12 protein-coding genes, 1 pseudogene and 1 riboswitch are annotated in these 21884 nt (G+C 76.6%); of the genes and pseudogenes, 10 read left to right on the top strand and 3 right to left on the bottom strand.

Features of this window, described 5'->3' with window-relative positions; genetic code table 11:
• Window positions 1-744, top strand: a pseudogene (locus ACFWAR_RS36180) (hypothetical protein); the annotation flags it as partial.
• Here ACFWAR_RS36180 and ACFWAR_RS36175 read toward each other — a convergent pair.
• Window positions 722-1177 carry a MarR family winged helix-turn-helix transcriptional regulator gene (locus ACFWAR_RS36175; RefSeq protein WP_385786949.1) on the bottom strand — a complete coding sequence of 152 codons (456 nt, stop codon included), beginning with the start codon at window positions 1175-1177 and terminating at the stop codon, window positions 722-724. The pseudogene ACFWAR_RS36180 and the gene ACFWAR_RS36175 overlap by 23 nt on opposite strands.
• A 208-nt stretch (window positions 1178-1385) precedes the next feature.
• Between ACFWAR_RS36175 and ACFWAR_RS36170 the strand changes: the two genes are divergently transcribed.
• From ACFWAR_RS36170 to ACFWAR_RS36140, 7 genes are all read left to right on the top strand, one after another.
• The gene (locus ACFWAR_RS36170; RefSeq protein WP_385786946.1) at window positions 1386-2603 is read left to right on the top strand and encodes an MFS transporter; all 1218 of its coding nucleotides are present in this window, start codon (window positions 1386-1388) and stop codon (window positions 2601-2603) included.
• 28 nt (window positions 2604-2631) lie between these two features.
• Window positions 2632-4272 (top strand): glycoside hydrolase family 20 protein, encoded by a 1641-nt coding sequence (locus ACFWAR_RS36165; RefSeq protein ID WP_385786943.1) that lies wholly within the window; start codon window positions 2632-2634, stop codon window positions 4270-4272.
• Between the two features lie 160 nt (window positions 4273-4432).
• Entirely contained in the window at window positions 4433-5314 is an 882-nt protein-coding gene (locus ACFWAR_RS36160; RefSeq protein ID WP_385786941.1) for a DUF4132 domain-containing protein, read from the top strand.
• Window positions 5311-10407: a DNA-binding protein gene (locus ACFWAR_RS36155; RefSeq protein ID WP_385786938.1), complete on the top strand. Its 5097-nt coding sequence runs from the start codon at window positions 5311-5313 to the stop codon at window positions 10405-10407. Before ACFWAR_RS36160 ends, ACFWAR_RS36155 begins: the two co-directional genes overlap by 4 nt.
• 29 nt (window positions 10408-10436) lie before the next feature.
• Window positions 10437-11600, top strand: a complete 1164-nt coding sequence (locus ACFWAR_RS36150; protein WP_385786936.1) for an AAA family ATPase — start codon at window positions 10437-10439, stop codon at window positions 11598-11600.
• Window positions 11597-15274, top strand: a complete 3678-nt coding sequence (locus tag ACFWAR_RS36145; RefSeq protein ID WP_385786933.1) for a DUF5682 family protein — start codon at window positions 11597-11599, stop codon at window positions 15272-15274. Before ACFWAR_RS36150 ends, ACFWAR_RS36145 begins: the two co-directional genes overlap by 4 nt.
• On the top strand, window positions 15271-17172 hold the full coding sequence (locus ACFWAR_RS36140; protein WP_385786930.1) for a hypothetical protein: 1902 nt from the start codon (window positions 15271-15273) through the stop codon (window positions 17170-17172). The genes ACFWAR_RS36145 and ACFWAR_RS36140 overlap by 4 nt, the downstream gene beginning before the upstream one ends.
• On the opposite strand, the gene ACFWAR_RS36135 is transcribed toward ACFWAR_RS36140, so the two are convergent.
• Both ACFWAR_RS36135 and ACFWAR_RS36130 read right to left on the bottom strand, forming a co-directional pair.
• Window positions 17166-17978 (bottom strand): transglycosylase SLT domain-containing protein, encoded by an 813-nt coding sequence (locus ACFWAR_RS36135; RefSeq protein WP_385786928.1) that lies wholly within the window; start codon window positions 17976-17978, stop codon window positions 17166-17168. The genes ACFWAR_RS36140 and ACFWAR_RS36135 overlap by 7 nt on opposite strands.
• A gap of 4 nt (window positions 17979-17982) precedes the next feature.
• Window positions 17983-18229: riboswitch (cyclic di-AMP (ydaO/yuaA leader) on the bottom strand.
• A 358-nt stretch (window positions 18230-18587) separates the two neighbouring features.
• Window positions 18588-19571: a dihydrodipicolinate synthase family protein gene (locus tag ACFWAR_RS36130; RefSeq protein ID WP_385786925.1), complete on the bottom strand. Its 984-nt coding sequence runs from the start codon at window positions 19569-19571 to the stop codon at window positions 18588-18590.
• Window positions 19572-19642: 71 nt separating this feature from the next.
• Between ACFWAR_RS36130 and ACFWAR_RS36125 the strand changes: the two genes are divergently transcribed.
• Together ACFWAR_RS36125 and ACFWAR_RS36120 are read left to right on the top strand one after the other, a co-directional pair.
• Complete coding sequence (locus ACFWAR_RS36125) at window positions 19643-20617, top strand: LysR substrate-binding domain-containing protein (RefSeq protein WP_385786922.1); 975 nt, start codon at window positions 19643-19645, stop codon at window positions 20615-20617.
• A gap of 85 nt (window positions 20618-20702) precedes the next feature.
• Entirely contained in the window at window positions 20703-21788 is a 1086-nt protein-coding gene (locus ACFWAR_RS36120) for an S-(hydroxymethyl)mycothiol dehydrogenase (RefSeq protein ID WP_385786919.1), read from the top strand.
• The last annotated feature ends 96 nt before the right edge of the window (window positions 21789-21884 follow it).

Raw genomic sequence — 21884 nt, 5'->3', positions numbered from 1 at the left:
ACGGGGTGCCCGAGGAGCTCGGGACCGCGCTGGGCGAGGCGCTGGGCACGGCACTGGGCACGGCACTGGCCGAGGGGGCCGGGCCGCGCCCCCGGCGGCCACGGCCCGCGCGCCGACGGCCGACCGGCCGGTCCCTTCACCGTGCTGCCCGGCCTCGGCGGGGACGGCGGGTCCGGCACCGGCGGTGACGACGGTGACGGTGGCAGTGGTGGCAGTGGTGACGGTGGTGACGGGGGGCGGCCCGTCGAACGACGACTGCGCGCGGCGCTGTCCGCGCGGGCCGAGCAGATCACCGTGCGCGAGCTGCGGCCCGCCGATCCCCCCGGGCGCCATCTGCGACGGCTGTCGGTCCTGCCGCCGCGCCGGTTCGCCCTGCCCTTGGCCGGGCTGGCCGCGGCCGCCGCGATCGCGGTCGGATACGTCGCCCTCGCGCCCGATCAGGCGCCGCGTCCGGCGCCGCCCGCGTCCCCGCCCTCGCTGCCCGCGCCGTCACCGACCCCTTCGCCCGGGGGCTCGCAGTCGCCCCCGCGGCCCTCGGTGTCCCCCTCGGCGGTCCCCTCCGCCGCTCCGTCCTCGCCGCGGCCCCCGAGTCCCACGCCCTCGCGCGGCGCGCAGGACGCCCAGTCGCCGCGTCCTCCGGCCACGAGCGGCGTCCCGAGTTCCGGGAGCTCCGCCAGCGGGGCGCCGTCGCCGCAGCGCTCCCCGTCGATGAGCTCCCAGGTCAGTTCCCCGCCGGGCCGGTGACGGCCGCGACCAGCGGCGCGAGGGCCGGGTTCGCGGCGGCCGCGTCCAGGGCCTCGCGCAGCGCGCGGTCGTTCGTGGGCCGGGCGGCCTCCAGCAGCGCCAGCCCGGCCCCGCTGACGTCGGTGTAGATCCCCCGGCGGTCGGTGTCGCAGAGGTAGCGGCTGAGCAGCCCGCGGTCCTCGAGGCGGGTGACCAGGCGCGTGGTCGCGCTCTGGCTGAGCACCACCGACTCGGCGACCTGGTGCATGCGCAGGTGCCCGCCGGGCCCGTCGTGCTGGCGGCTGAGGACGTCGAGGAGCGAGTACTCCCGCACGCTCAGCCCGTGGCCCGCCTGGAGCGCCCTTTCGATGTGGGTCTCGATCCTGCCGTGCAGCAGGGAGAGGGCGCACCAGCCCTGGGAGAGGGCGGTCAGTGCGCCGTCCGTGGCGGTCATGGGGTCCTCCTCGCGGGACGCGCGGGGCACGCGTACCCCCTCAGGATAGGACACGTCCGCAATAGCCCGCGCTTGCAAATATCCCGCGTCTGCAATTAATGTGGACGCTCGTAAGGCGCTGCGGCAATCGTCGGCTCCCCCCCCGCTCCGCACGAGGCCGTACGACACGCACAGCGCACCCCCGCACCCCCCTGAAGGGCCTCCCCCCATGCCACTCGCACTGCTCGCCCTCGCCATCGGGGCCTTCGGGATCGGCACCACCGAGTTCGTGATCATGGGCCTGCTGCCCGAGGTCGCCGCCGGCTACGGCGTCACGATCCCCACCGCCGGATTCCTGGTCACCGGCTACGCCCTCGGCGTCGTGCTCGGCGCGCCGCTGATGACCGTCCTCGGCACCCGCATCCCCCGCAAGCGCATGCTGATGCTGCTCATGGGCCTGTTCATCGCCGGCAACCTGCTCTCCGCGCTGGCCCCCGCCTTCGGCGTGATGCTCGCCGGTCGGGTGCTGGCCTCCCTCGCCCACGGCGCGTTCTTCGGCATCGGCGCCGTCGTCGCCGCCGAGCTCGTCGCCCCCGAGAAGAAGGCGGGCGCGATCGCCATGATGTTCACCGGCCTCACCGTCGCCAACGTCGTCGGCGTCCCGCTCGGCACCCTCGTCGGCCAGCACCTCGGCTGGCGCGTCACCTTCTTCATCGTCGCCGGGCTCGGCGTCCTCGGCCTGCTCGGCATCGCCCGGCTCGTCCCCGACCTGCCGCGTCCCGAGGGCGTACGGATCCGCCACGAACTGGCCGCCTTCCGCAACGTCCAGGTGCTGCTCGCCATGGCGATGACCGTCCTCGGCTTCGGCGGGGTCTTCGCCGCGATCACCTACATCACGCCGATGATGACGAACGTCGCGGGCTTCGCCGACACCTCCGTCACCTGGCTGCTCGTCCTCTTCGGCCTCGGCATGGTCGCCGGCAACCTGCTCGGCGGGCGCTTCGCCGACCGCCACCTGATGCCGATGCTGTACGGGACCCTGGGCGCGCTGGCGCTCGTACTGGCCCTGTTCACCGTGACCGCGCACCACAAGGTGCTCGCCGCGGTCACCGTCACCCTGATCGGCGCCCTCGGCTTCGCCACCGTGCCCCCGCTCCAGAAGCGGGTCCTCGACCAGGCCGCCGGCGCCCCCACGCTCGCCTCCGCCGTGAACATCGGCGCCTTCAACCTCGGCAACGCCCTCGCCGCCTGGCTCGGCGGACTGGTCATCGCGGGCGGCATGGGCTGGACCGCGCCCAACTGGGTCGGCGCCGCCCTCGCCGCCTCCGCGCTGGCCCTCGCCCTGGTCTCCGGGGCACTGGAGCGCCGCACCGCGCGCACCGGACGCGTGGTCGCGTCCGGTGCGGGGGTCCCCGAAGGGGAGCGGGCGCCGGTTCGGGTCGCGTAGCGCGCCGCCCGGTGGGAGGTTGGTGACCATGGGGCGAACCGGGAAGATACGCACCACCGCGACGGCCGTGGCCGTCGCGGTGGCCGCGCTCGCACTGCCGGGCTGTACCTCGGCCCCCGCGAGCGGCCGCACGGACTCCGGCGCGGCCAGCTCGCCGGCGGCCCCGGGCAGCCCGGATCCGGCGCCCCCCAGCACCAGCGCCCCTTCGCCGAGCCGCAGCTTCCCGCTCTCCACCGCGCCCCTGACCATCCCGGCCGTCCGCACCTTCGAACCGGCCCGCGGCCCCGGCTGGAAACCCGCCCCGCGGGCCCGGGTCGTCGTCGCCCCCGCCCATGCGGCCGCCCTCGCCGACGAGGGCAGGGCGCTCGCCCGCGACCTGAAGCTCGGCTACGCCGAGGACGGCGGACCGGTCCGGCCCGGCGACGTGGCACTCGCCCTCGACGCCGCCCCCGCCTCCGGGGCCAAGGCCCCGCCCGAGTCGTACACCCTCACCGTCCGCGACGGCGGCGTCCGCATCACGGGCCCCGACGACGCCGGGGTCTTCTACGGCACCCGCACCCTCGAACAGGCCGTCCGCGGCGCCGGATCCATCGGCGAGGGCACGGTCAAGGACGCGCCGGACCGCCCCCAGCGCGGGCTCAACCTCGACATCGCCCGCAAGAACTTCACCGCGCCCTGGATCGAGGACCGGCTGCGCGAGATGGCCGACCTCAAACTCAACCAGCTGGGCCTGCACTTCTCGGACGACCAGGCCTTCCGCATCGCCTCCGTCAGCCACCCCGAAATCGTCTCCGACCCGCACCTCACCCAGGCCGAGGTGCGCCGGATCGTGGCCCTCGCGCGCAGTCTGCACATCGAAGTGGTCCCCGAGATCGACTCGCCCGGACACCTCGGCGCCGTCCTGCGCGCCCACCCCGCGCTCCAACTGCGCGACGCGGCGGGCCGGGCCGTCAAGGGCGCCGTGGACATATCCGACCCGGCGGCCGCCCGGCTCGTCGACGAGCTGCTGCGCGAGTACCTGCCGCTCTTCCCCGGTGCGCGCTGGCACGTCGGCGCCGACGAGTACCAGGCCCTCGTGGTCAAGGACCCGCAGGCCTCCTTCCCGCAGCTCGCCGCGGCCGCCCGGAAGCGCTACGGCGCCGGGGCGCGCGTGGCGGACCTGGCCACCGGCTGGCTGAACGACCGGGCCGCGGTCGTCCGCGGCGCCGGACGGACGCCCAAGGCGTGGAACGACGGCTTCTTCACCGGGGGCGCCGCCACCGCCGCGCGGGACATCGAGGTCGAGTACTGGACGGGCAAGGAGATCGGGGCCCGCCCGCCCCTGGAGTACCTGCGCGAGGGCCGTCCCGTGGTCAACCTCAACGACGAGTACCTGTACTACGTCCTCGGCGAACCCAACGACTTCACCTACCCGACCGGGCGGCGCATCTACGAACAGTGGACCCCGCTCGTCCTGCGCGGCACCGAGGCCGTGCCCGCCCGCTACGCCGGGCAGATCCTGGGCGCCCGCCTCGCCGTCTGGTGCGACCTGGCCGCCTCGCAGACCCAGGACCAGGTCGCCGCCGGGATCCGGCTGCCGCTCGCGGCCCTCGCCCAGAAGGTCTGGGACCCGCGCCCGCCGCAGCCGACGTGGAGTCAGTTCACCGACCTGGCCGACCGGCTGCGCTGACCGGCCGCGCCGACCGGCTGCTCCGGCCGCGGGCACCCTGCCGGACGCGTTGTCAGTGGCCACCCCTACTGTTCCCGACATGCCGCAGCTCAGGGGGGCTCCAACCCCTCCTGTCCAGGCTGCGCGCATCCTGATCGGACAGGCGGAGGGGTACGGGCTGATGGCATGGCTGGCAGCGGGTGAAGGGTATGAAATCGCCCTGGTGGAGGGGCGGGTGGCGGCGCGGCCGACGGCCGGACGCTCGGCGGGACGGCAGTTGAAGACCCTGCCCAAGGCACTGCGGGAGCACCCCGAGGTGGAGCGGCTGCGGCAGTTCTCCGAATGGCTCGACCGGCACGCGGCCGAGTGCCTGGCGCAGGTGGACACCTGGATGGTGTCCTCCCTGCCCGTGCCGACCGCCCTGATCGCCCGGGTCTGGCCGGACGAGGCCTGGCGCGTCGCCCTGCGCGACCTCGTGGTGATCGGCGAGGACCCCGACGAGCCGGGCTTCCTGCGCGACGTCACCGACGCGGGTGAGCTGCGCGTGGTCAACCTCGACGGCGAGACCGTACGGCTGGCCCCGCGCACGGTGACCCTGCCGCACCCGGTGCTGCTGCCGGACCTGGACGACGTACGGGACTTCGCGGCCGAACTCGGCATCGAGCAGCGGGTCGAGCAGATCCACCGCGCCACCTGGCGGCGCACCGGCGCCCCGGCGGGCGACGCCCCCGGCGCGACCGGCTTCGAGGTCCGGGACTACGCGGGCGGGGTGTTCCCGAGCCGCTTCAGCCTCACCGCCCGGGCGACCTCCCTCGGCTACCGGGTCTCCGGGGGCTACGCGACCTGCGCCGTCCGCGACGCGGGCCGCGCCACCTCCGCCGCCGTGTGGGTCGGCGAACCGTACTGGGAGTCCGAGCAGAGCACCGGCGCACTGACCTGGAGCGACGCGGACGGCCGGGGCGTGAGCCTGGCGCAGGTCGGGCCGGTGGCCTGGTCCGAAGGCATGCGGATGGCCGCCGCGCTGTACGCGGGACGCCGGATCGACGAGGGCGGCAACGCGTGAGCACCACCAGCACCACCACCACAACAACAACGACGAGCGGGCGGGAACACCAGGACATGAGCGGGGGCGACGTGCGGGACATCGACGAGCGGGACGAGCGGGACGAGCGGGACGTGCAGGACGTACAGGGCGGCGACGGCGCGGCAGGGGCCGTACGGGAGGCCGAACTGCTGCTCCGGGCAGGCGCGGTGCTGCCCCGCGACACCCCCGGCGCCGGGCCCGGCGCGGTCGACCTGACCGCCCGCACCTACCGCCACCCCGCCCTGGAGGACGACCGCGTCGTGGTGCGGCTCGCCGCCGCCGAACTCGGCGCGGCCGAGGACCTCGCCGCCGGATTCCTCGGGCTGGTCCCCGACGGCGAACCGGCCGTGGTCGGCATCGGCCGCCGCCAGGCCCTCGGCTTCCCCGCCTGGGTGCTCGTCCACCACCCCGAGGACGGACACCACGCCCTCGCCGTCGTCCCCGAACTGGACCGGCTGGCCCGCCAGGCGACGAACCGGCCCAAGGCGACCCTCGACGGATGCCTCGCCCTGGCCGGCCGACTGGCATCGTCCGTCCCGCACTTCCTGCCCGTCTTCTACGAACAGGCCGCCCGGATCTTCCTCGCGGTCGACCACACCACCTACGCCTCCCAGCTGTTCACCCGGGCCCGCACCAGCGAGGCCCAGCACGGCCTCACCGTCGACGAGGACCGCCTCGACGCCGTCTTCCTCGAATTCGCCCTGGCCGGCGCCCTCCCCGTGAAGGTCCTCACCGGCTACGGCCGTGAACTGGCCGCCCGGGTGAGCCCCGCCGAGGCGTACGAACGCTTCCGCCGCCTGTGCGTGCGGCGCACCGCCGGCGGACTGGCCCCCTCCGCACAGGCCGCCGCCGAACTGCGACGCCTCGCCAAGGCCGCCGGACACACCGGGACCGGAGCCGAAGAGGACCACCTCGCCGAACTCCTCCCCCTGCCGGCCACCCTGCGCGCCGCCCACGGCTGGTGGAAGGCGCAGCGCGGCGCACTCGTCGCGCTCGCCCGCCGGGTCCCGGCCGTGCGCGGAACGCTGCTCGGCCTGACCCCGCCGTTCACCTCCGAGCAGAGCGCCGCCTTCACCACCCTGTGGCTGGAGGTCCTGGAGGAATCCGGCGCCACCGCCGGGCTGTGCTCCGCGGACCTGCCCGCCGAGGAGCGCGCCCCCGACGGCGCCGCGGGCTGGCTGGAGCGCTTCCACGCGGCCCGGCACGAAGGCTGGGGAGCGCGCCCCACCGCTCCGCTGCTGCTCGACCTCGTCAGCCGCGCCGCCGACCGACTGCGCGCCGAACTCGCCCACCCCGACCGGGCCGCTCTCGCCATCGGGGTGCAGGACGCGGACCTGCTCGACCTGCTCCTGTCGCTCGACCTCCCGGTCGCCGACCCGGACCCGCGCCACGACGCGAACGCCCAGCTGGGCCTGCGCGACTGGGCCCCGTACGAGCAGCGGCGCGACCTGCTCGCCCTCGCCGCCGACCAGCGCTTCCGGCCCGCCTTCGAGCGCGCCGCCGACGCGCTCGGCGAGAGCGCCCCCGGCCCGCAGGTCATCCGCTGCCTCGCCGCGGCCCCCGGCGGCCGGACCATGCTGGCCGCGTGGATGCGCGGCGTCGCCGCACAGTCCTCCTCCGCCGGTCTGCCCGGCCTGCCCGCGGCCACCGCCCGGCTGGGCTGGCTGCCCACCGAAGCCCTGGAGCTGGCCCCGGCCGAGGTCGCCGCCGCCGTGGCCGCCGACCTCGGCGAGACCCTCGCCCGTACCCTGCGCGGCGGACTCTTCGAGGAACTGCACTGGCCCGCCTGGGAAGAGGCCCTCGACGCCCTGGCCACCGGACGCGGCCAGGACGGCCTGACCGTCGTCGACGCCTGGCCCCACCTGATCGTGGCGAGCACCTCCCAGGTCCGCGTCATCGACGCCGACTCCACCGTCCTCGTCCACGACCTGCGCGCGCCGAAGGGCGGCCACCGCCGGTACGGCTTCCACTACGTCGACGGCGAACTCCTGGTGCTCTGGGGCACGTACGGCGGCGCCGTCGAGGGCTACTGGCACCGCACCCCCGACCGGGTCTTCACCGTCGCCTTCGACAAGGACGGCAACGACCGCGGCTACTGGAACATGCGCTCCGAGCACGTCTCGCTGCCCCTGCCCGGCGGCGGCCGCGCCCTCGGCGGCGGAGTCCTGCACCGGGGCGACACCCGGCTGCCCGCCGAACGCCCGCTGCTCCACGACGGCTCCTCCTACTGGGCGTGGCAGCGCGCCGAGGGCGCCCAGGACGACGACCAGGGCGGCTGGTGCGAGTACGACCCGGCGAGCGGCGCCCACGGACGGCGCTCCCTGCCCGCGTTCTTCACCGACGCCCTGCGCGACCAGGGCGCCGACGGCGTCCCCGCGGGCCCCTGCAGCGGGACCTGCTCCTGCCAGGGCAACTGGCTGCGCCCCGCGCCCACCGTCGCGGACTCCGTCCTCGGCGCCCCCACGGACGGACTGCTCGGCTGGTACGCCGTCCGGACCCCCGGCCAGGGCTGGAGCGCGCGCGACACGGCCGGCCGCCGCGTCACGGCCCCCGAAGGCCGGGAGATGCCGGTCGCCGCCCTCGTCTTCCCCGGCGACGACCGCCCCCGCGTCCTCACCCACCACTGGCGCCAGCTCAGCCTCACCGACCCCGACGGCGTCGTCACCGTCGAATCCCGCGGCGGCTACAGCAGCACCCTCTCCACCGGCAGCGTCGAACTGCCGCCCCTCGCCCACTGGTACGCCCTGCGCCCGCGCGACCCCGAGTCCTCGGCCGCGCTGCGCACCGCCGACCGCGAAGGCATCGGAGCGCTCCTGAAGGCGGCCGTCGCGGCCGGCCGCAACGCCGACCTGCCCGCCCTGGTCGCGGCGGCCCTGCCCACCGTCACCGAACCGAAGATGATCGGCGGCGTCGTCGAGGCCCTCGCCCTCGCCCTCGCCCAGCAGGACGTCCTGGACCGCGCCGCCGCCCGGCTCGAACCCGCCGCCACCGACCGCGCCTGCGCCCCCGGCCCCACCGACGAGCTGGTCCACGAGGCGCTCGGCGGGCTCCTGGGCTCCGGCTACCACCGCTGGAACGGCGAACAGGACCTGCTCCACCAGTACCTGCACGCACTCGCGGCGGTCCGCGCCGACACCACCGCCCCGGCCGCACCCGGCCGGGTCCACCTCGACCTGCCCGCCCCGGCCCACTCCGGCCTGCCCTGGAGCGGACTCCTCGACCGGCCCGCCGCCCTCGCCCTGCGCGCGGTCGCACCGGGCACCACCGCACCCCAGCGCGAGGCGCTGCTCGCCCTGCTCACCGCGCTCGACGGCCTGGGCCTCGCCACGGCCGAAGGATCCGAGGCCACCTGGCGCCGGGTCGTGGTCCACCTCGCGGCGGACCGGATCCGCGGCGCCGGAGCCGGACCGCGACGCCACTTCCAGGACCGCACCGTCCTGCCGCTCGGCGGCGGCGCCGTCCTGGCCCTCACCGGCGCCGACCGCGCCGTCCCCGACGGCCACGAGTTCGACGCCCTCCTGCACGACCCCACCGGCCGCTTCGCCGTGCCCGCGCCCTACACCCTGCGCAGCGCGGCCCCCCTCGCCGGACGCGACCGGGACCGGGACCGCGACGCCGACTGGGCGGCGCGGCTGCGCACCGAGGTCGAAGCCCGCGGCGCGGCGCCCTGGTTCCCCGGGGCCGCCGACGAGTTCGCCCGGCTCACCGGCGTACCGGCCGCCCTCGCCAAGCTGGTCGTCGCCGGACTGCCCCGCATCGACGCCTACGAGAACAACTTCCTGCCCACCGCGCTGCGCACCCTGCTCGACGTCAAGGTCGCCGAAGCCGCCGTCGCCCGCACCGAACTGCGCGCCCTCGCCCCCGAGCTGCGCCGCGCCCTGACCGGCGCGCTGCTGCCCCGCGACCCCGCCGCGCTGTGGACCACCGGCCCGGACGCGGCCGCGGCCGCCGAGGTGTGGAACCGGCGCCTGGGCCGCCGTACGCCCGTCCCCGAGCAACTGCTCGCCGACGCCGTCCGGGAGGTGCGCGCCGGATGGGCGGTGCACCACGCACTGCCCGCGCTCCTCGACCCCGCGAACACGCCGGAACTCTCCACCGACGTGCCCTGGACCATCAAGGGGAACCAGCCCGAACCCCGCGAGCCGGCCGACCGCCCCTTCACCACGGCCGTCCTGACCGGATCCCTGGCCCTCGCCGCGTGGCTGGCCCACCGCCTCCCGGCGGGCGACCCCGTCCGGGCCGCGCTGCCGCCCGCGCTCACCGCCCTGCGCCAGCGGCTCGCCGCCCCCGAACTGCTGCTGTCCGTCGGGTACTGCGGGCGCGAGGAGTTCCGCACCGCGGCCGGCACGCCGACCGAGACCGCCGAGGAGCACGAGCGCTACGGCGCGGTCGTGCTGCCCACCGTCCACACCCATGCCTCGGCCGCGCTGCGCCCCGCCCTCCTGGACTCGGCCGGTACCGACCCCTACCTGGCGCTGCTGCGCGGCGTCCAGCAGCAGCCCACCCGGGTGGAGACCGCCCTGCGGGTGGCGCACGCCCCGCACTTCGCCGCGCTGCTCGCCGACCCGGGAGCCCCGGCGGCGGGCTCCGCCGAGGCGGACGGCACCTGGTGGCCGCAGGACCCGAGCCGCTCCGTGCCGGACCTGGTCGCCGAGGCGGCCACCACGCTCAAGCTGGGCGCGGACGCGAGCGCCCTCTACCTCGCCCTGCTCGCCATGCCCGACCCCACCGACCGCAACACCGCCCGCTGGACCGGGTGGAAGCCCGCCCGGTCGAAGGCCGCCCGGGCCGAACTGGCGGCGACCGACCTCGTGGTGAGCGGCACCCGGGCCCGCGCCGGGCGCACCCTCTTCCTCCCCGGCGGCTGGACCGAGCCCGCCGCCCCGGCCCTGCCGCTGGAGGAGTGGAAGCTCCCGCTGTACGAGCCGCTCGTCGACGGGTACCCGGGCCTGGGCGCCCTGGTCCCCTCCGAACCGGCCGCCGACCTCTACCGGCGCGCCTGGCAGCGGGTGCGCGCGGGCGACGCGCCGCGCTTCGAGACCCTCAAGGTCAAGCGCACCCGCCGCCGTTGACCACCGACCCCCTTCGCGAAAGAAGCACGATGACCGTCACCGCCGACGCACCCGCCGACGGCGGCGCCCGCCGGACCCTCCCGGCCGAGGAGCGCCACGCCGCCGAACTCGCCTTCCTCGCCGCCCAGGACACCGGCCCCCGCCCGCCCGGCTGGCTCCTGACCCCGCGCGCCGTCGTCACCTTCGTCTGCGGCAGCGACGGCGCCGCGCTCGCCCTGCCCGGGCGCCGGGCCGGCCTGCCCGCCAAGCTCGTCATCGCCCCGAAGTTCGTCGGGGAACGGGCCCTCGTCGAACGCTGCGTGGTCACCCTCGCCGGTGAGCGCGGCCTGCTCCTCACCGGCGAACCCGGAACCGCCAAGTCGATGCTCTCGGAACTGCTGGCCGCCGCGGTCAGCGGCACCAGCGCGCTCACCGTGCAGGGCACCGCGGGCACCACCGAGGACGCCTTCCGGTACGGCTGGAACTACGCCCTCCTGCTGGCCCAGGGGCCCACCCCGCAGGCCCTGGTCGACTCCCCGGTGCTCGCCGCCATGCGGACCGGCCGGGTCGTCCGGGTCGAGGAGATCACCCGCTGCCTGCCCGAGGTGCAGGACGCGCTGGTCTCGTTGCTCTCCGACCGCCGCATCAGCGTGCCGGAGCTCACCGCCACCGAGGACGCGCAGGTCGCCGCCGCGCCCGGCTTCACCGTCATCGCCACCGCCAACCTGCGCGACCGGGGCGTCTCGGAGATGTCCGCGGCCCTCAAGCGCCGCTTCAACTTCGAGACGGTCGAGCCGATCGCCGACGCCGACGCCGAGGCGGCCCTGATCCGCCGCCAGGCGGTGGCCGCCGTCCAGCGGGCGGGCGCGGCCTTCGAGGTTGACGACGCGGTGCTCGACGCCCTGGTCACGGTCTTCCGCGACCTGCGGTGCGGGCGCTCCGCCGAGGGCTGGGACGTGGAACGCCCGGGAACGGTCATGTCCACCGCCGAGGCCGTCCAGGTGGCCGCGTCCCTCGGGGTGGCCGCCGCCTACCTGCCCGGCGGGGACGTGCTGGACCTGCTGCCGGGCCACCTCCTGGGCGTCGTCCGCAAGGACGACCCCGCCGACCACGGGCGCCTGTTGGGCTACTGGGACGGCCCGGTCCGCCGCCGGGCCGAGGACGGCTCGGCGATGTGGCGCCGCCTGTGGGACCTGCGGGGTTCCCTGCGATGACGATCCCCGAGCCCCGGGACCCCGGGGACCCCCGCGGGCGGGTGGCGGCGCTGGCCGCGTGCCGTGAGCCGTACCTGCTGGGCGTGCGCCACCACAGCCCCGCCCTGGCCGCCGTCGTGCCCGACCTGCTGGACGCCTCCGGCGCGGACGTGGTGTGCGTGGAGCTGCCCGCCGACTTCCAGCCGTGGCTGGAGCACCTGGCCGACCCGGAGACCCTGGCCCCCGTAGCCCTGGCCGCCACGGGCGCCGACGGCCGCCTGTCCTTCTACCCCTTCGCCGACTTCTCCCCGGAACTGGCCGCCATCCGCTGGGCCCGCGCCCACAAAATCGAAGTGATCTGCTGCGACCTCCCCCTGGAACGGACCAACCCGACCGACCCGGAGCCCGGGGACCCGAGTCCAGCCCCGCCAGCGTTTGAGGCGCCCCCAGAGGGAGGCGGTCCTGCCGGACTGCCGGCCGGGGACCCGAGTCCAGCCCCGCCGGCGTTTGAGGCGCCCCCGGAGGGGACGACGGACGGGTCGGCCGGTGCGGCGCCCCGCTACGCCGACGGCCTGGCGGCCACCGGCACCGGCCGCACGGGCGACGACCTCTGGGACCGCTCCGTGGAGGTGCTGGCCCCCGGCTGCGCCCCCGACGCGATCCGCCGCGCCGCCCTCGGCGTGGGCTGGGCCCTGCGGGAGGACACCCGCTCCGTCGCCGCCACCGACCTGGCCCGCGAGGCCCACATGCGCCAGGTGATCACCACCCTCACCGCCGCAGGCCACCGCGTGGCCGCCGTGATCGGCGCCTTCCACGCCCCGGCCCTGCTGCCCGGCACGACGGCCCCGACCACCCCGGACACGGGATCCACCGCACCGCTGACCGCCGACGGCCCCGACGCCCCCCACGGCGTCGTGACCTCGCTCGTGCCGTACTCCTTCGACCTCCTCGACTCGCGCTCCGGCTACCCCGCCGGGATCCGGGACCCCCTGTGGCAGCAGGCCGTGCTGGCCGCGGCGGGCGACCCCGCCCGGCTGCGCGCGGCGGCCTCCGCCGCGGTGACCGGCGTCTGCCGCGAACTGCGCCGCGCCGGGCACACCGCCGGCACCGGCGAGGCCGCCGAGACCCTGCGCGTCGCCTGCGACCTGGCCCGCCTGCGCGGGCTGCCCGCCCCCGGCCGCGGCGAGCTGCTGGAGGCCGTCACGACCGTCCTGGGCCAGGGCGAACCCCTGGGCCGGGGCCGGGCGTTGGCCCGGGCCCTGGAGGTCGTCCTCGTCGGCACCGCCCGCGGCCGGATCGCCCCGCACACCCCCCGGTCCGGCCTCGGCCCCAGCGTCGAGGCCGAACTGGCCGCGCTGCGCCTGCCGTCCCCCGAGGACCCGGCACCCCGCGAGGTCCGCCTCGACCCGTCGCGCTCCGCGCTGGACGCCCGCCGCGAGGTGCTGCTGCAACGGCTGCTGGTGTGCGGGGCGGCGTACGGCGAGCCGCTCGCCGTCGCCGCGACCGGCGACGGGCCGGCCCTCGGCACCAAGTGGCGGCTGTCCTGGACGCCTTCGGTCCCGGCGCGCCTCGACCTCGCGGGCGTGCGCGGGGTCACGGCCGAGCAGGCCGCCGCCGGCACCCTGCGCGACACCGCCCGGCGCGCCCTCGCCGAGGGCGGACCGACGAGCGCCCAGGTCCTCACCGGCCTGTCCGCCGCGGCCCGTTGTGACCTGCCCGCCCTCGTGGCGGCCCGACTGGAGCAGGCGGCGCAGGTGCTGCCCTCGGCCGCCGCCCTCCCCGAACTCCTCGACGCCCTCGACCTGTTGGAAGCCCTGCGGCGCGGACACTTCCCCGGGGTCCGGCCCGACACGACCGGGCTCGCCGCCACCTTGATGGACGCCTGCGTCCGCACGCTGCCCGGACTCGCCGGGAGTGAGGACCCGGCCGATGCGGCCGCCCTGGTGGCCCTCGCGGACCGGGCCGCCGCCCAGCAGCTGGGGCTACGGCTGGAGGGTTCCCTCGCGGCCCTGACCGGTACGGGCCGCGGCCCCGCGGTCTCCCCGCTGATGCAGGGCGCGGCCTTCGCCGTACGGGTCCTGCTCGACCTGGACCGCGCCGCCGACCTCGGTGCCCGCGCGGCCGGGTGGATCGACGGCGCCACCGCCGCCGAGGGCCGCCGCACGCTGACCCGCCGACTGGCGGGCCTGTTCACCGCCGCCGGGCCGCTCCTCGACGCCTCCGCGGATGCGCTCTCCCCGGTCCTGGACCGCGTCGACCACCTCACCGACCAGGAGTTCCTGGACCGGCTCCCGGCCCTGCGCGGCGGGTTCGACGCCCTCGCCCCGGCGGCCCGGGACCGGCTCCTGGACACCGTCGCGCGACGGCTCGGCGACCGGATCGACCTCTCCCTGGACGCGCCGGCCGCCGTCCTGGCGCTCTGGGCCGCGGCGGACGCAGCGGGGCTCGCGGCCCTGCGGTCCCTCCCGCTCCCCGCGGCCTCCGCGCTCCCGCCCGCGGCCCCCGAAGTACCGGCCGCACCCCTCGCACCGGTCGGGCCCGCCGCACCGACCCCCGGACCGCCGACCGAGGTCCCGCGGCGGATCGCCCCGGAGGACCGGTGGCGGCTGCTGCTCGGGCGCCACCGGGACCGGCTCTCCGCGGGCGCCCGCCGCTACGCGTACGCCCTGGACGAGCTGTACGGCGCCGGGCGGGGCGAGGGCGCGGGCGACCTCGACGGAGGCGGCTGCGGCGGTGGCCGGGAGGCGTCCTTCCCCACGGTCCGCGAGTGGGCCGAGGAACTGGAAGCCCTGTTCGGGGCCGACGTACGGGAGGAAGTGCTCGCCGAGGCCGCCGGAGCGGGCCGCACCGACGTACTGACCCAGCTCGACCCCGCCTCCGTACGCCCCTCCGTGGAACTGCTCGCCTCGGTGCTCTCCCTCGCCGGAGGACTGCCCGAGCAGCAACTCGCCCGGCTGCGACCCCTGGTCAAGCGACTGGTCGACGAACTGCGCCGGGAGCTGGCCACCCGGCTGCGCCCCGCCCTCTCGGGGCTGTCCACCCCGCGCCCCACCCGCCGCCCCGGCGGAGTGCTCGACCTGCCCCGGACCCTGCGGGCCAACCTCGAGCACACCCGCCGGACGCAGGACGGCCGCCTGGTCGTCGTGCCGCGGCGACCGGTGTTCAGCACCCGGGTGAGCCGCGAGGCCGACTGGCGGCTGATCCTCGTCGTCGACGTCTCCGGCTCCATGGAGGCCTCCGTCGTGTGGTCCGCGCTGACCGCCGCGGTCCTGGCGGGGGTCCCCACCCTCTCGACCCACTTCCTGGCCTTCTCCACGGAAGTGGTCGACCTCACGGGCCGGGTCGAGGACCCCCTGTCCCTGCTGCTCGAAGTACGGGTCGGCGGCGGTACGCACATCGCGGCCGGGCTGGCGCACGCGCGGTCCCTGATCACGGTGCCGAGCCGGACACTGGTCGTCGTGGTCAGCGACTTCGAGGAGGGCCACGCGCTCGGCGGGCTGCTGGGCGAGGTCCGCGCACTGGCCGACTCGGGGGCCCGACTGCTGGGCTGCGCCGCCCTCGACGACACCGGTGCGCCCCGCTACAGCGTCCCGGTCGCGCAGCAACTCGTCGCCGCCGGAATGCCGGTGGCCGCCCTCAGCCCCCTCGCCCTGGCCCGCTGGGTCGGCGACCGCCTCCGTGGAGAGCGCGCGTGATTCCCGTACCCGTACCCGCACCCGCATCCCCGAACGTTCCCGCGGCCGCGCTCCCCCCGGTGGCTCCGGAGCTGTTGGCCGAGGCCGTCGGCGGGCTCTCCGCGCGGCTGCGCAAGAGGCTCGACGCCACCATCGAGGCCTGCGCGGCGGGCGATCCACCGGCCGTCGTGGCGGCCGACGGGGAGGTCACCTACCGCTTCGGCGAGGACGCCCAGGTCACCCTGAGGCCCGGCCCCTCGGGTGCGATCACCGCCCCCGACCAGGCCGTCTGCAGCTGCCTCCTGAGCCCCCGCTGCCTCCACCGCACCGCCGCCCTCGCGGTGTCCCCGCTCGCCGAGCCACCTGCGGCCGACCCTGCGGCCGAGCAGGCATCCGACCCGGAGCCCGCCCGCGGCCGGACGCCCGCCGCTCCCGCCGAGCCGGAAGCGGGGCCCGGGCCCACGACCGACGGCCCGGCGCCGTCCCCGGCCCCGTCCCTGGCCCCGTCCCCGGAGCAGGTGGCCGCCGCCGCGGCCCTGTGGGAGGCGGCCGCCGCCGCGCTGGCGGCGGGAGTGCCCGCGGGCGGCGCCGTCGTCCAGGCCGAGCTGCTGCGGGCCGCACACACCGCGCGCCTGGCGGGCCTGCCGCACGCCGAGGCGGCCGCCCTCCGGGTGGTCCGCGGGCTGCGCGCCGCCCGCGACCGCAGCGCCGCCCAGCGGCTGACCGAGCTGACGGGGGCCTTCCGCGAGCTGTTGCACTCCGCCGCGCTCCCGTCCCCCGGCGGCTCCCGGCGCACCTACCGGTCCGGCGGCAGCCTGCGCGTGTACGGCCTGTGCCGGGAGCCGGTGCTCTCGGCCACCGGACACGCGGGAGTGGTCACGCACCTCGTCGACGCCGAGGGCGACGGGTTCACCCTCGCCGACGTCCGCCCCGGTGGGATCGGCCGGGCCCGGGGCGCCGCGAGCGCCTCCGTGGCCCTCGGCGGCGCCGTCCTCGATCACGCCGGTCTGGCGCGGGGCGCACTGCACGTGGTCGGGGCGACCGTGTCCGCCGACGGCCGCCTCGGGTCGGGCCGGGGCGTACGCGCGACGCCGCTGCGCGGGATCGACTGGAGCGAGGGACCGGCCGCCGCGCTCTTCGCCCGCCCGGCGGCCGAGGCCGTGGCGCGGGCCCTGGCCGACCCGGCCGCCGACCCGGGCCTGCTCGGATGCGACGTACTGGTGGTGGCCGCGGCCGGAGACCGGCTGCTGGTCCGCGAGTTGGCCCGCGACGGCGCGGTACGTCCCGGCGCACCGCTGATCGCCCTGGTCCCCGCCCACCCGCATCCGGACCTGGCGCACACCGCGAACCTGCGCCGCCTGGCCGAGCGCCCCGGGCTGGCGCTGCGCGTGCTCGGCCGCCCCGACCCGGACCGGAGCGCGACCCTGCGACCGCTGGCCGTCGGTCCGGTGCCCGGGTCGGCGTACACCCTGCGGCTGCCGCCGCAGTGGCTGGGCCGGGCCGACCTCGGCTACGACCTGCTCCAGGGGTCCCACCTCCCGGCGGCGGCCGACGCGCCCGAACCGGCCGACGTACGGGACCGGGAGCCGGTACCGGACGCGCTGGGCGGGTCACCGCTGTGGCGGGTGCGGCGGCTGTTGGAATCCGGGGTCGCGGGGGGCCGCCGGGCGGTGGCGGAGGCGGCGCGCGGTGAGTTCGCGCCGAACGGCGGCCGGGGGCCGCTGCGCCGGGCCGGTTTCGCGGGGGCCGAGGAGTTGGCCGCCGCGTTGAGCGCCGAGGCCGACCGGCGGCCCCGGGACGTCTTCGGTCGTCTCGTCGATCCCGGCGCCGACCGCTACGCGTGGGCCTGGCTGGCCGCGGCCACCCATCTGCACGCCGCGCAGCGGTCGTTGGTGGCCGCGTCCTGGTCCGCTCAGTAGGCGCCGTTCACGTTGTCGATCGAACCGTAGCGGTCGGCGGCGTAGTTGCAGGCGGCGGTGATGTTCGCGACCGGGTCGTAGGAGTCGGTCGCGGTACCGGGCACGTGGTACGCCCGGAAGGTGGGGTCGATGACCTGGAGGAGGCCCTTCGAGGGGATGCCCGCCGCCGCGTTGGAGTCCCAGTTGTTGATGGCGAGGGGATTACCCGAGGACTCGCGCAGGACGTTGCGGCGAATTCCGTCGTAGGTGCCGGGAATTCCGTGCTGGGCCATGATGTCCAGCGACTGGCGGATCCAGCCGTCGAGGTTGTTGGCGTACAGGGTCGTGGACCGCACGGATCGGTCGGCCCGCGCGGGTGCGGCCCCCGCGTCCCGCCCGGCCGCCAGGGTCGTCGCGGTCGCCGAACCCGCCTTGGCGGGAGCCGCCTTCGCCGCGCCGCCGAGCGTCAGCCGGGTTCCCGGCCGGATCACCGACGGGTCGTCGCCGATCGCCGCGCGGTTGTCCGCGTAGAGCTTCTTCCAGCCGCCGCTGACGGAATGCGATTGGGCGATCGTGGAAAGGGTGTCGCCCGCGACCACGGAATAGGTGGTGGCCGCCGCGGCCCGCACGGTGATCGCGGGAGCGGTGGCGGCGACGGATGCCGCGACCGCGGGGGCCGCGGTCGCGGCGGCGGCCGGCTGTGCGGCTTCGGCGCCGGAGGCGCTGATCAGGGGGAGGGCGAGGGCCATGCCGCCGGTGCCCGCGACGGCGAGCAGGCGGGCGAGGGGGCTGGTCTTGGGACGGCGGTGCTTGCCCGATGCGGACATGGCGAATTCCTCTCCGTCGCCTGCGAGGTGAGCTGTCGGGTTCGGACGGGAGCTGTCCGGCCGCACCATGACGCGGCGCGTCCGCGGTCATGCCCGAAGCATGACGAGGACGTGCGTGTCAGTGGTGCGACTTCACCCCGAGCCGGGCCGGAACGTGCGTCCGGACCAGCGGCCTACCTGGTTCCCCCGCTCCTGCCGTACGTGAGTGGGATGGGTTCCCGGGTAGCGGCAGGATTCGGCGTTCCACCCGGATTGCGGTGACCGTAGAGGAGGGAAGAGGAGTGGAACAAGGGCTTGAATTCCGCGCAGTGATCGGTATATCGGAAGCGGCCGGGAAATTGATCCGGGCCGGGCGGGGCGGGAAATCCCGCAATTCATTGCGGCGCCCGGAATCCGGCCTTCCGCTACCCCCGCGGCGGGGGCCGCGGCGGCCGCTCCCGCGTGACTGACGTCACCGGCGAGCGGCCCGTACGGCATTCAGGTGCAAATCGCCCATTCATGCTTCTTGGGGATTTCTTGCGAGGGTGCGCGCCCGCCCGCGCGGCGCGGTCCCCCCGCCCCTCCGGCTTCGCCCGCCCCTCCGGCTCCGTCCCCGCCCCTCCGGCTCCGTCAGCCCTCCAGCCCTTCCAGCTCCTCCAGCCTGCGCAGCGTCTCCCGCACCGAGGCGGCTCCGGCGGGCAGCAGCGGCAGCCGCACGTCAGGGGTCGGAATGCGTCCCTGCGCGTGCAGCACCCCCTTGAGGACCACCGGATTCGGCTCGGCGAACACGGCCACCGACAGCCGGGCCAGCGCGTGCCCCAGTGCCCGCGCGCCGGACACGTCCGCGGAGCGCCAGGCCCGCACGAGCGCGGCGAACCGCTCCGTGGCCAGATGTGCCGAGGCCAGGATCGCGCCGCCCGCCCCGAGGGCGAGCAGGGGCGAGGCGAAGGCGTCGTCGCCCGCCAGGACCGTGAACCCGTCCGGCAGGTCGCCCAGCAGCTCCACCGCGTCCTGGTCGATGCCGCCCGCCGCGTACTTGACCCCCGCGACCCCGGGCAGCGCCCCGAGGGCCCGCAGCGCCCCGGCGTCCAGCGGCTGACCGGTCCGGTAGGGGATGTGGTAGACGATCAGCGGTACGGGCGCGACCTCCGCGAGCCGCTCGAAGTGCGCCAGCACCCCCGCCGCCGAGGGCCGCACGAAGGACGGCACGGGCACCACCGCGGCCCCCACCTCGGGCCACCGCCGCAGCCCCGCCAGCGCGACCTCGCTCGCCCGCGTGCTGCTGCCCCCCGCGCCCACGCTCAGGAACGCCCCGCGCTCGCGGCAGACCCGTGCGCACACCTCGGTCACCGCGTCCCGCTCCGCCGCGTCGAGGGAGGCGGCCTCGCCGGTCGTTCCGAGGGGGGAGAGGCCGGTGGCGCCCGCCGAGAGCACCTCGTGGGCGAGCGACTCCAGGGCGTCCAGGGCGACCGCGCCCGACGCGTCGAAGGGGGTGACGAGCGGGACGTGCAGTCCCGCCAGTGCGTGGAGCCCGGGGAGCGGGGAGGAAGGGGGGAGGGCGGGGAGCGTCGAGGTGTCGCTCCGGGCCGTGTCCTGTGTGGTGTTCTGCGCCATGGACCGAGGGTGGCCCGCCACCGAGCCCCGGGTCCAGTTCGCATTTCCGTCCTGACCCGTAAGCTGAGCCGATGCTCGATGTACGCCGTCTGCGCCTGCTGCGCGAACTCGCCCGCCGCGGCACCATCGCCGCCGTCGCCGAGGCCCTGGCCTTCAGTCCGTCCGCCGTCTCCCAACAGCTCTCCGTCCTCGAGCGCGAAGCGGGCCTGCCGCTCCTGGAGCGCACCGGCCGCCGCGTCCGGCTCACCCCCGCCGGGCAGCACCTGGTCGGGCACGCGGAAGCGGTGCTGGAGCGCCTGGAACGGGCCGAGGCGGACCTCGCCGAGGCCCGCGACGGGCTCGCGGGAGCGCTGCGCGTCGGCGCCTTCCCGACCGCGACCCGGGCCATCGTCCCCGCCGCGCTGGTCGCCCTCGCCCGGCGCCATCCGGCCCTGGAGGCGATGGTGTCCGAAACCGACCCCGCCGCCGTCGCGCACGCCCTGCGGGCCGGTGACCTGGACGTGGCGCTGGTCCACGAGTACGACTTCGTGCCCGCGCCCGTGGAACCGGGTCTGGAGACCGAGCCGCTGTGCCGGGAGGCGATGTACCTCGCGGAGCCGACCCCGCCGCCCGGCTCCGCGGCCCCCGACCTCGCCCTCGGCCAGGGCCTCGCGCTGCGCGCCCACCGCGACGCGCCCTGGATCACCGCGACCCCGGGAACCCTCTGCCACGCCATGACCGTGCGCGCCTGCCAGGCCGCCGGGTTCACCCCCCGGGAGCGCCACCGCGTGGACGAGTTCGCGACCGTGCTCGCCCTGGTCGCGGCGGGCCAGGGGGTGGCCGTCGTACCGCAGCTCGGCGTGGCCGGTCCCGCCGCGCCGGGCGGGGCGCCGAGCGTGCCCGGGGTCCGCCTCACCCGGCTGCCGATGGAGCGGCGCACGAAGATCGCCTTCCGCAGCGGGGCCGCGGCCCACCCCGCCGTGGCCGCCTTCGCCGCCGCCCTGCGCGAGGCCGTACCGCCGGAACTCGCGCCGCCGCCACCGCCGCCGTCACGGCCGGAAACGTGACACAACTCCCGCACCGGTCCATCCGCGCACGCCCCGCCGTGTACGTTCGCGGTACGGCACGCATCACACGAGAACGGGGTACGACGTGACGCATCGCGTACGAGGGGTCATCGCACGGAGCAAGGGCGCACCGGTGGAGACGACGACGATCCTCGTGCCCGACCCGGGACCCGGCGAGGTACTCGTCCAGGTCCAGGCCTGCGGGGTCTGCCACACCGACCTGCACTACCGCGAGGGCGGCATCAACGACGAGTTCCCCTTCCTCCTCGGCCACGAGGCGGCGGGTGTGGTCGAGTCCGTCGGCCCCGACGTCACCGGCGTCGCGCCCGGCGACTTCGTCATCCTCAACTGGCGCGCCGTGTGCGGGCGTTGTCGCGCCTGCAAGCGCGGACGTCCGTGGTACTGCTTCGACACGCACAACGCGACCCAGTCCATGACCCTGGAGGACGGCACCCCGCTCTCCCCGGCCCTGGGCATCGGCGCCTTCGCCGAGAAGACCCTGGTCGCCGCCGGACAGTGCACCAAGGTCGACCCGGCCGCCTCGGCCGCCGCCGCCGGACTGCTGGGCTGCGGGGTGATGGCGGGCCTGGGCGCGGCCCTCAACACCGGCAACGTCGGCCGCGGCGACTCGGTGGCCGTCATCGGCTGCGGGGGAGTGGGCAACGCGGCCGTCGCCGGAGCCCGACTCGCCGGTGCGGGCCGGATCATCGCCGTGGACCTGGACGACCGCAAGCTCGAACAGGCCAAGGGGCTGGGCGCCACCCACACCGTCAACGGTCGCACCGAGGACGTGGTCGAGGCCGTCAAGGCCCTGACCGGCGGCAACGGCGCGGACGTGGTCATCGATGCCGTCGGCCGCCCGGAGACCTACCGCCAGGCCTTCTACGCCCGTGACCTGGCCGGCACCGTCGTGCTGGTCGGCGTACCCACTCCGGAGATGCGGCTCGAACTGCCGCTGCTCGACGTCTTCGGCCGCGGCGGCTCCCTCAAGTCCTCCTGGTACGGGGACTGCTTGCCCGAGCGGGACTTCCCGCTGCTGATCGACCTCTATCTGCAGGGCCGCCTCGACCTCGACGCCTTCGTCTCCGAGACCATCGCGCTCGACGACGTCGAGGAGGCCTTCGCGCGGATGGAGCGCGGCGAAGTGCTGCGCTCGGTCGTCCTGTTCTGAACCGCCGCCCCGGGCCCCGGCCTCCCGCGGCCCGGGTCGGCGGTCACCGCACCAGGGGGTGTCCGACGGATGTCCGTGGCGAGGCCACGGACATCC

This window comes from Streptomyces sp. NPDC059917, assembly GCF_042730635.1.
GTDB lineage: Bacteria > Actinomycetota > Actinomycetes > Streptomycetales > Streptomycetaceae > Streptomyces.
The sequence above is the reverse complement of the archived record's forward strand: the minus strand, read 5'-3'. Positions and strand labels throughout refer to the sequence as shown.

Bases quoted from the DNA above. Each gene is read 5' to 3' on its own strand.
- ACFWAR_RS36175 (WP_385786949.1), bottom strand. From the start codon at position 1,177: ATGACCGCCACGGACGGCGCACTGACCGCCCTCTCCCAGGGCTGGTGC.
- ACFWAR_RS36170 (WP_385786946.1), top strand. From the start codon at position 1,386: ATGCCACTCGCACTGCTCGCCCTCGCCATCGGGGCCTTCGGGATCGGC.
- ACFWAR_RS36165 (WP_385786943.1), top strand. From the start codon at position 2,632: ATGGGGCGAACCGGGAAGATACGCACCACCGCGACGGCCGTGGCCGTC.
- ACFWAR_RS36160 (WP_385786941.1), top strand. From the start codon at position 4,433: ATGGCATGGCTGGCAGCGGGTGAAGGGTATGAAATCGCCCTGGTGGAG.
- ACFWAR_RS36150 (WP_385786936.1), top strand. From the start codon at position 10,437: ATGACCGTCACCGCCGACGCACCCGCCGACGGCGGCGCCCGCCGGACC.
- ACFWAR_RS36145 (WP_385786933.1), top strand. From the start codon at position 11,597: ATGACGATCCCCGAGCCCCGGGACCCCGGGGACCCCCGCGGGCGGGTG.
- ACFWAR_RS36135 (WP_385786928.1), bottom strand. From the start codon at position 17,978: ATGTCCGCATCGGGCAAGCACCGCCGTCCCAAGACCAGCCCCCTCGCC.
- ACFWAR_RS36130 (WP_385786925.1), bottom strand. From the start codon at position 19,571: ATGGCGCAGAACACCACACAGGACACGGCCCGGAGCGACACCTCGACG.
- ACFWAR_RS36125 (WP_385786922.1), top strand. From the start codon at position 19,643: ATGCTCGATGTACGCCGTCTGCGCCTGCTGCGCGAACTCGCCCGCCGC.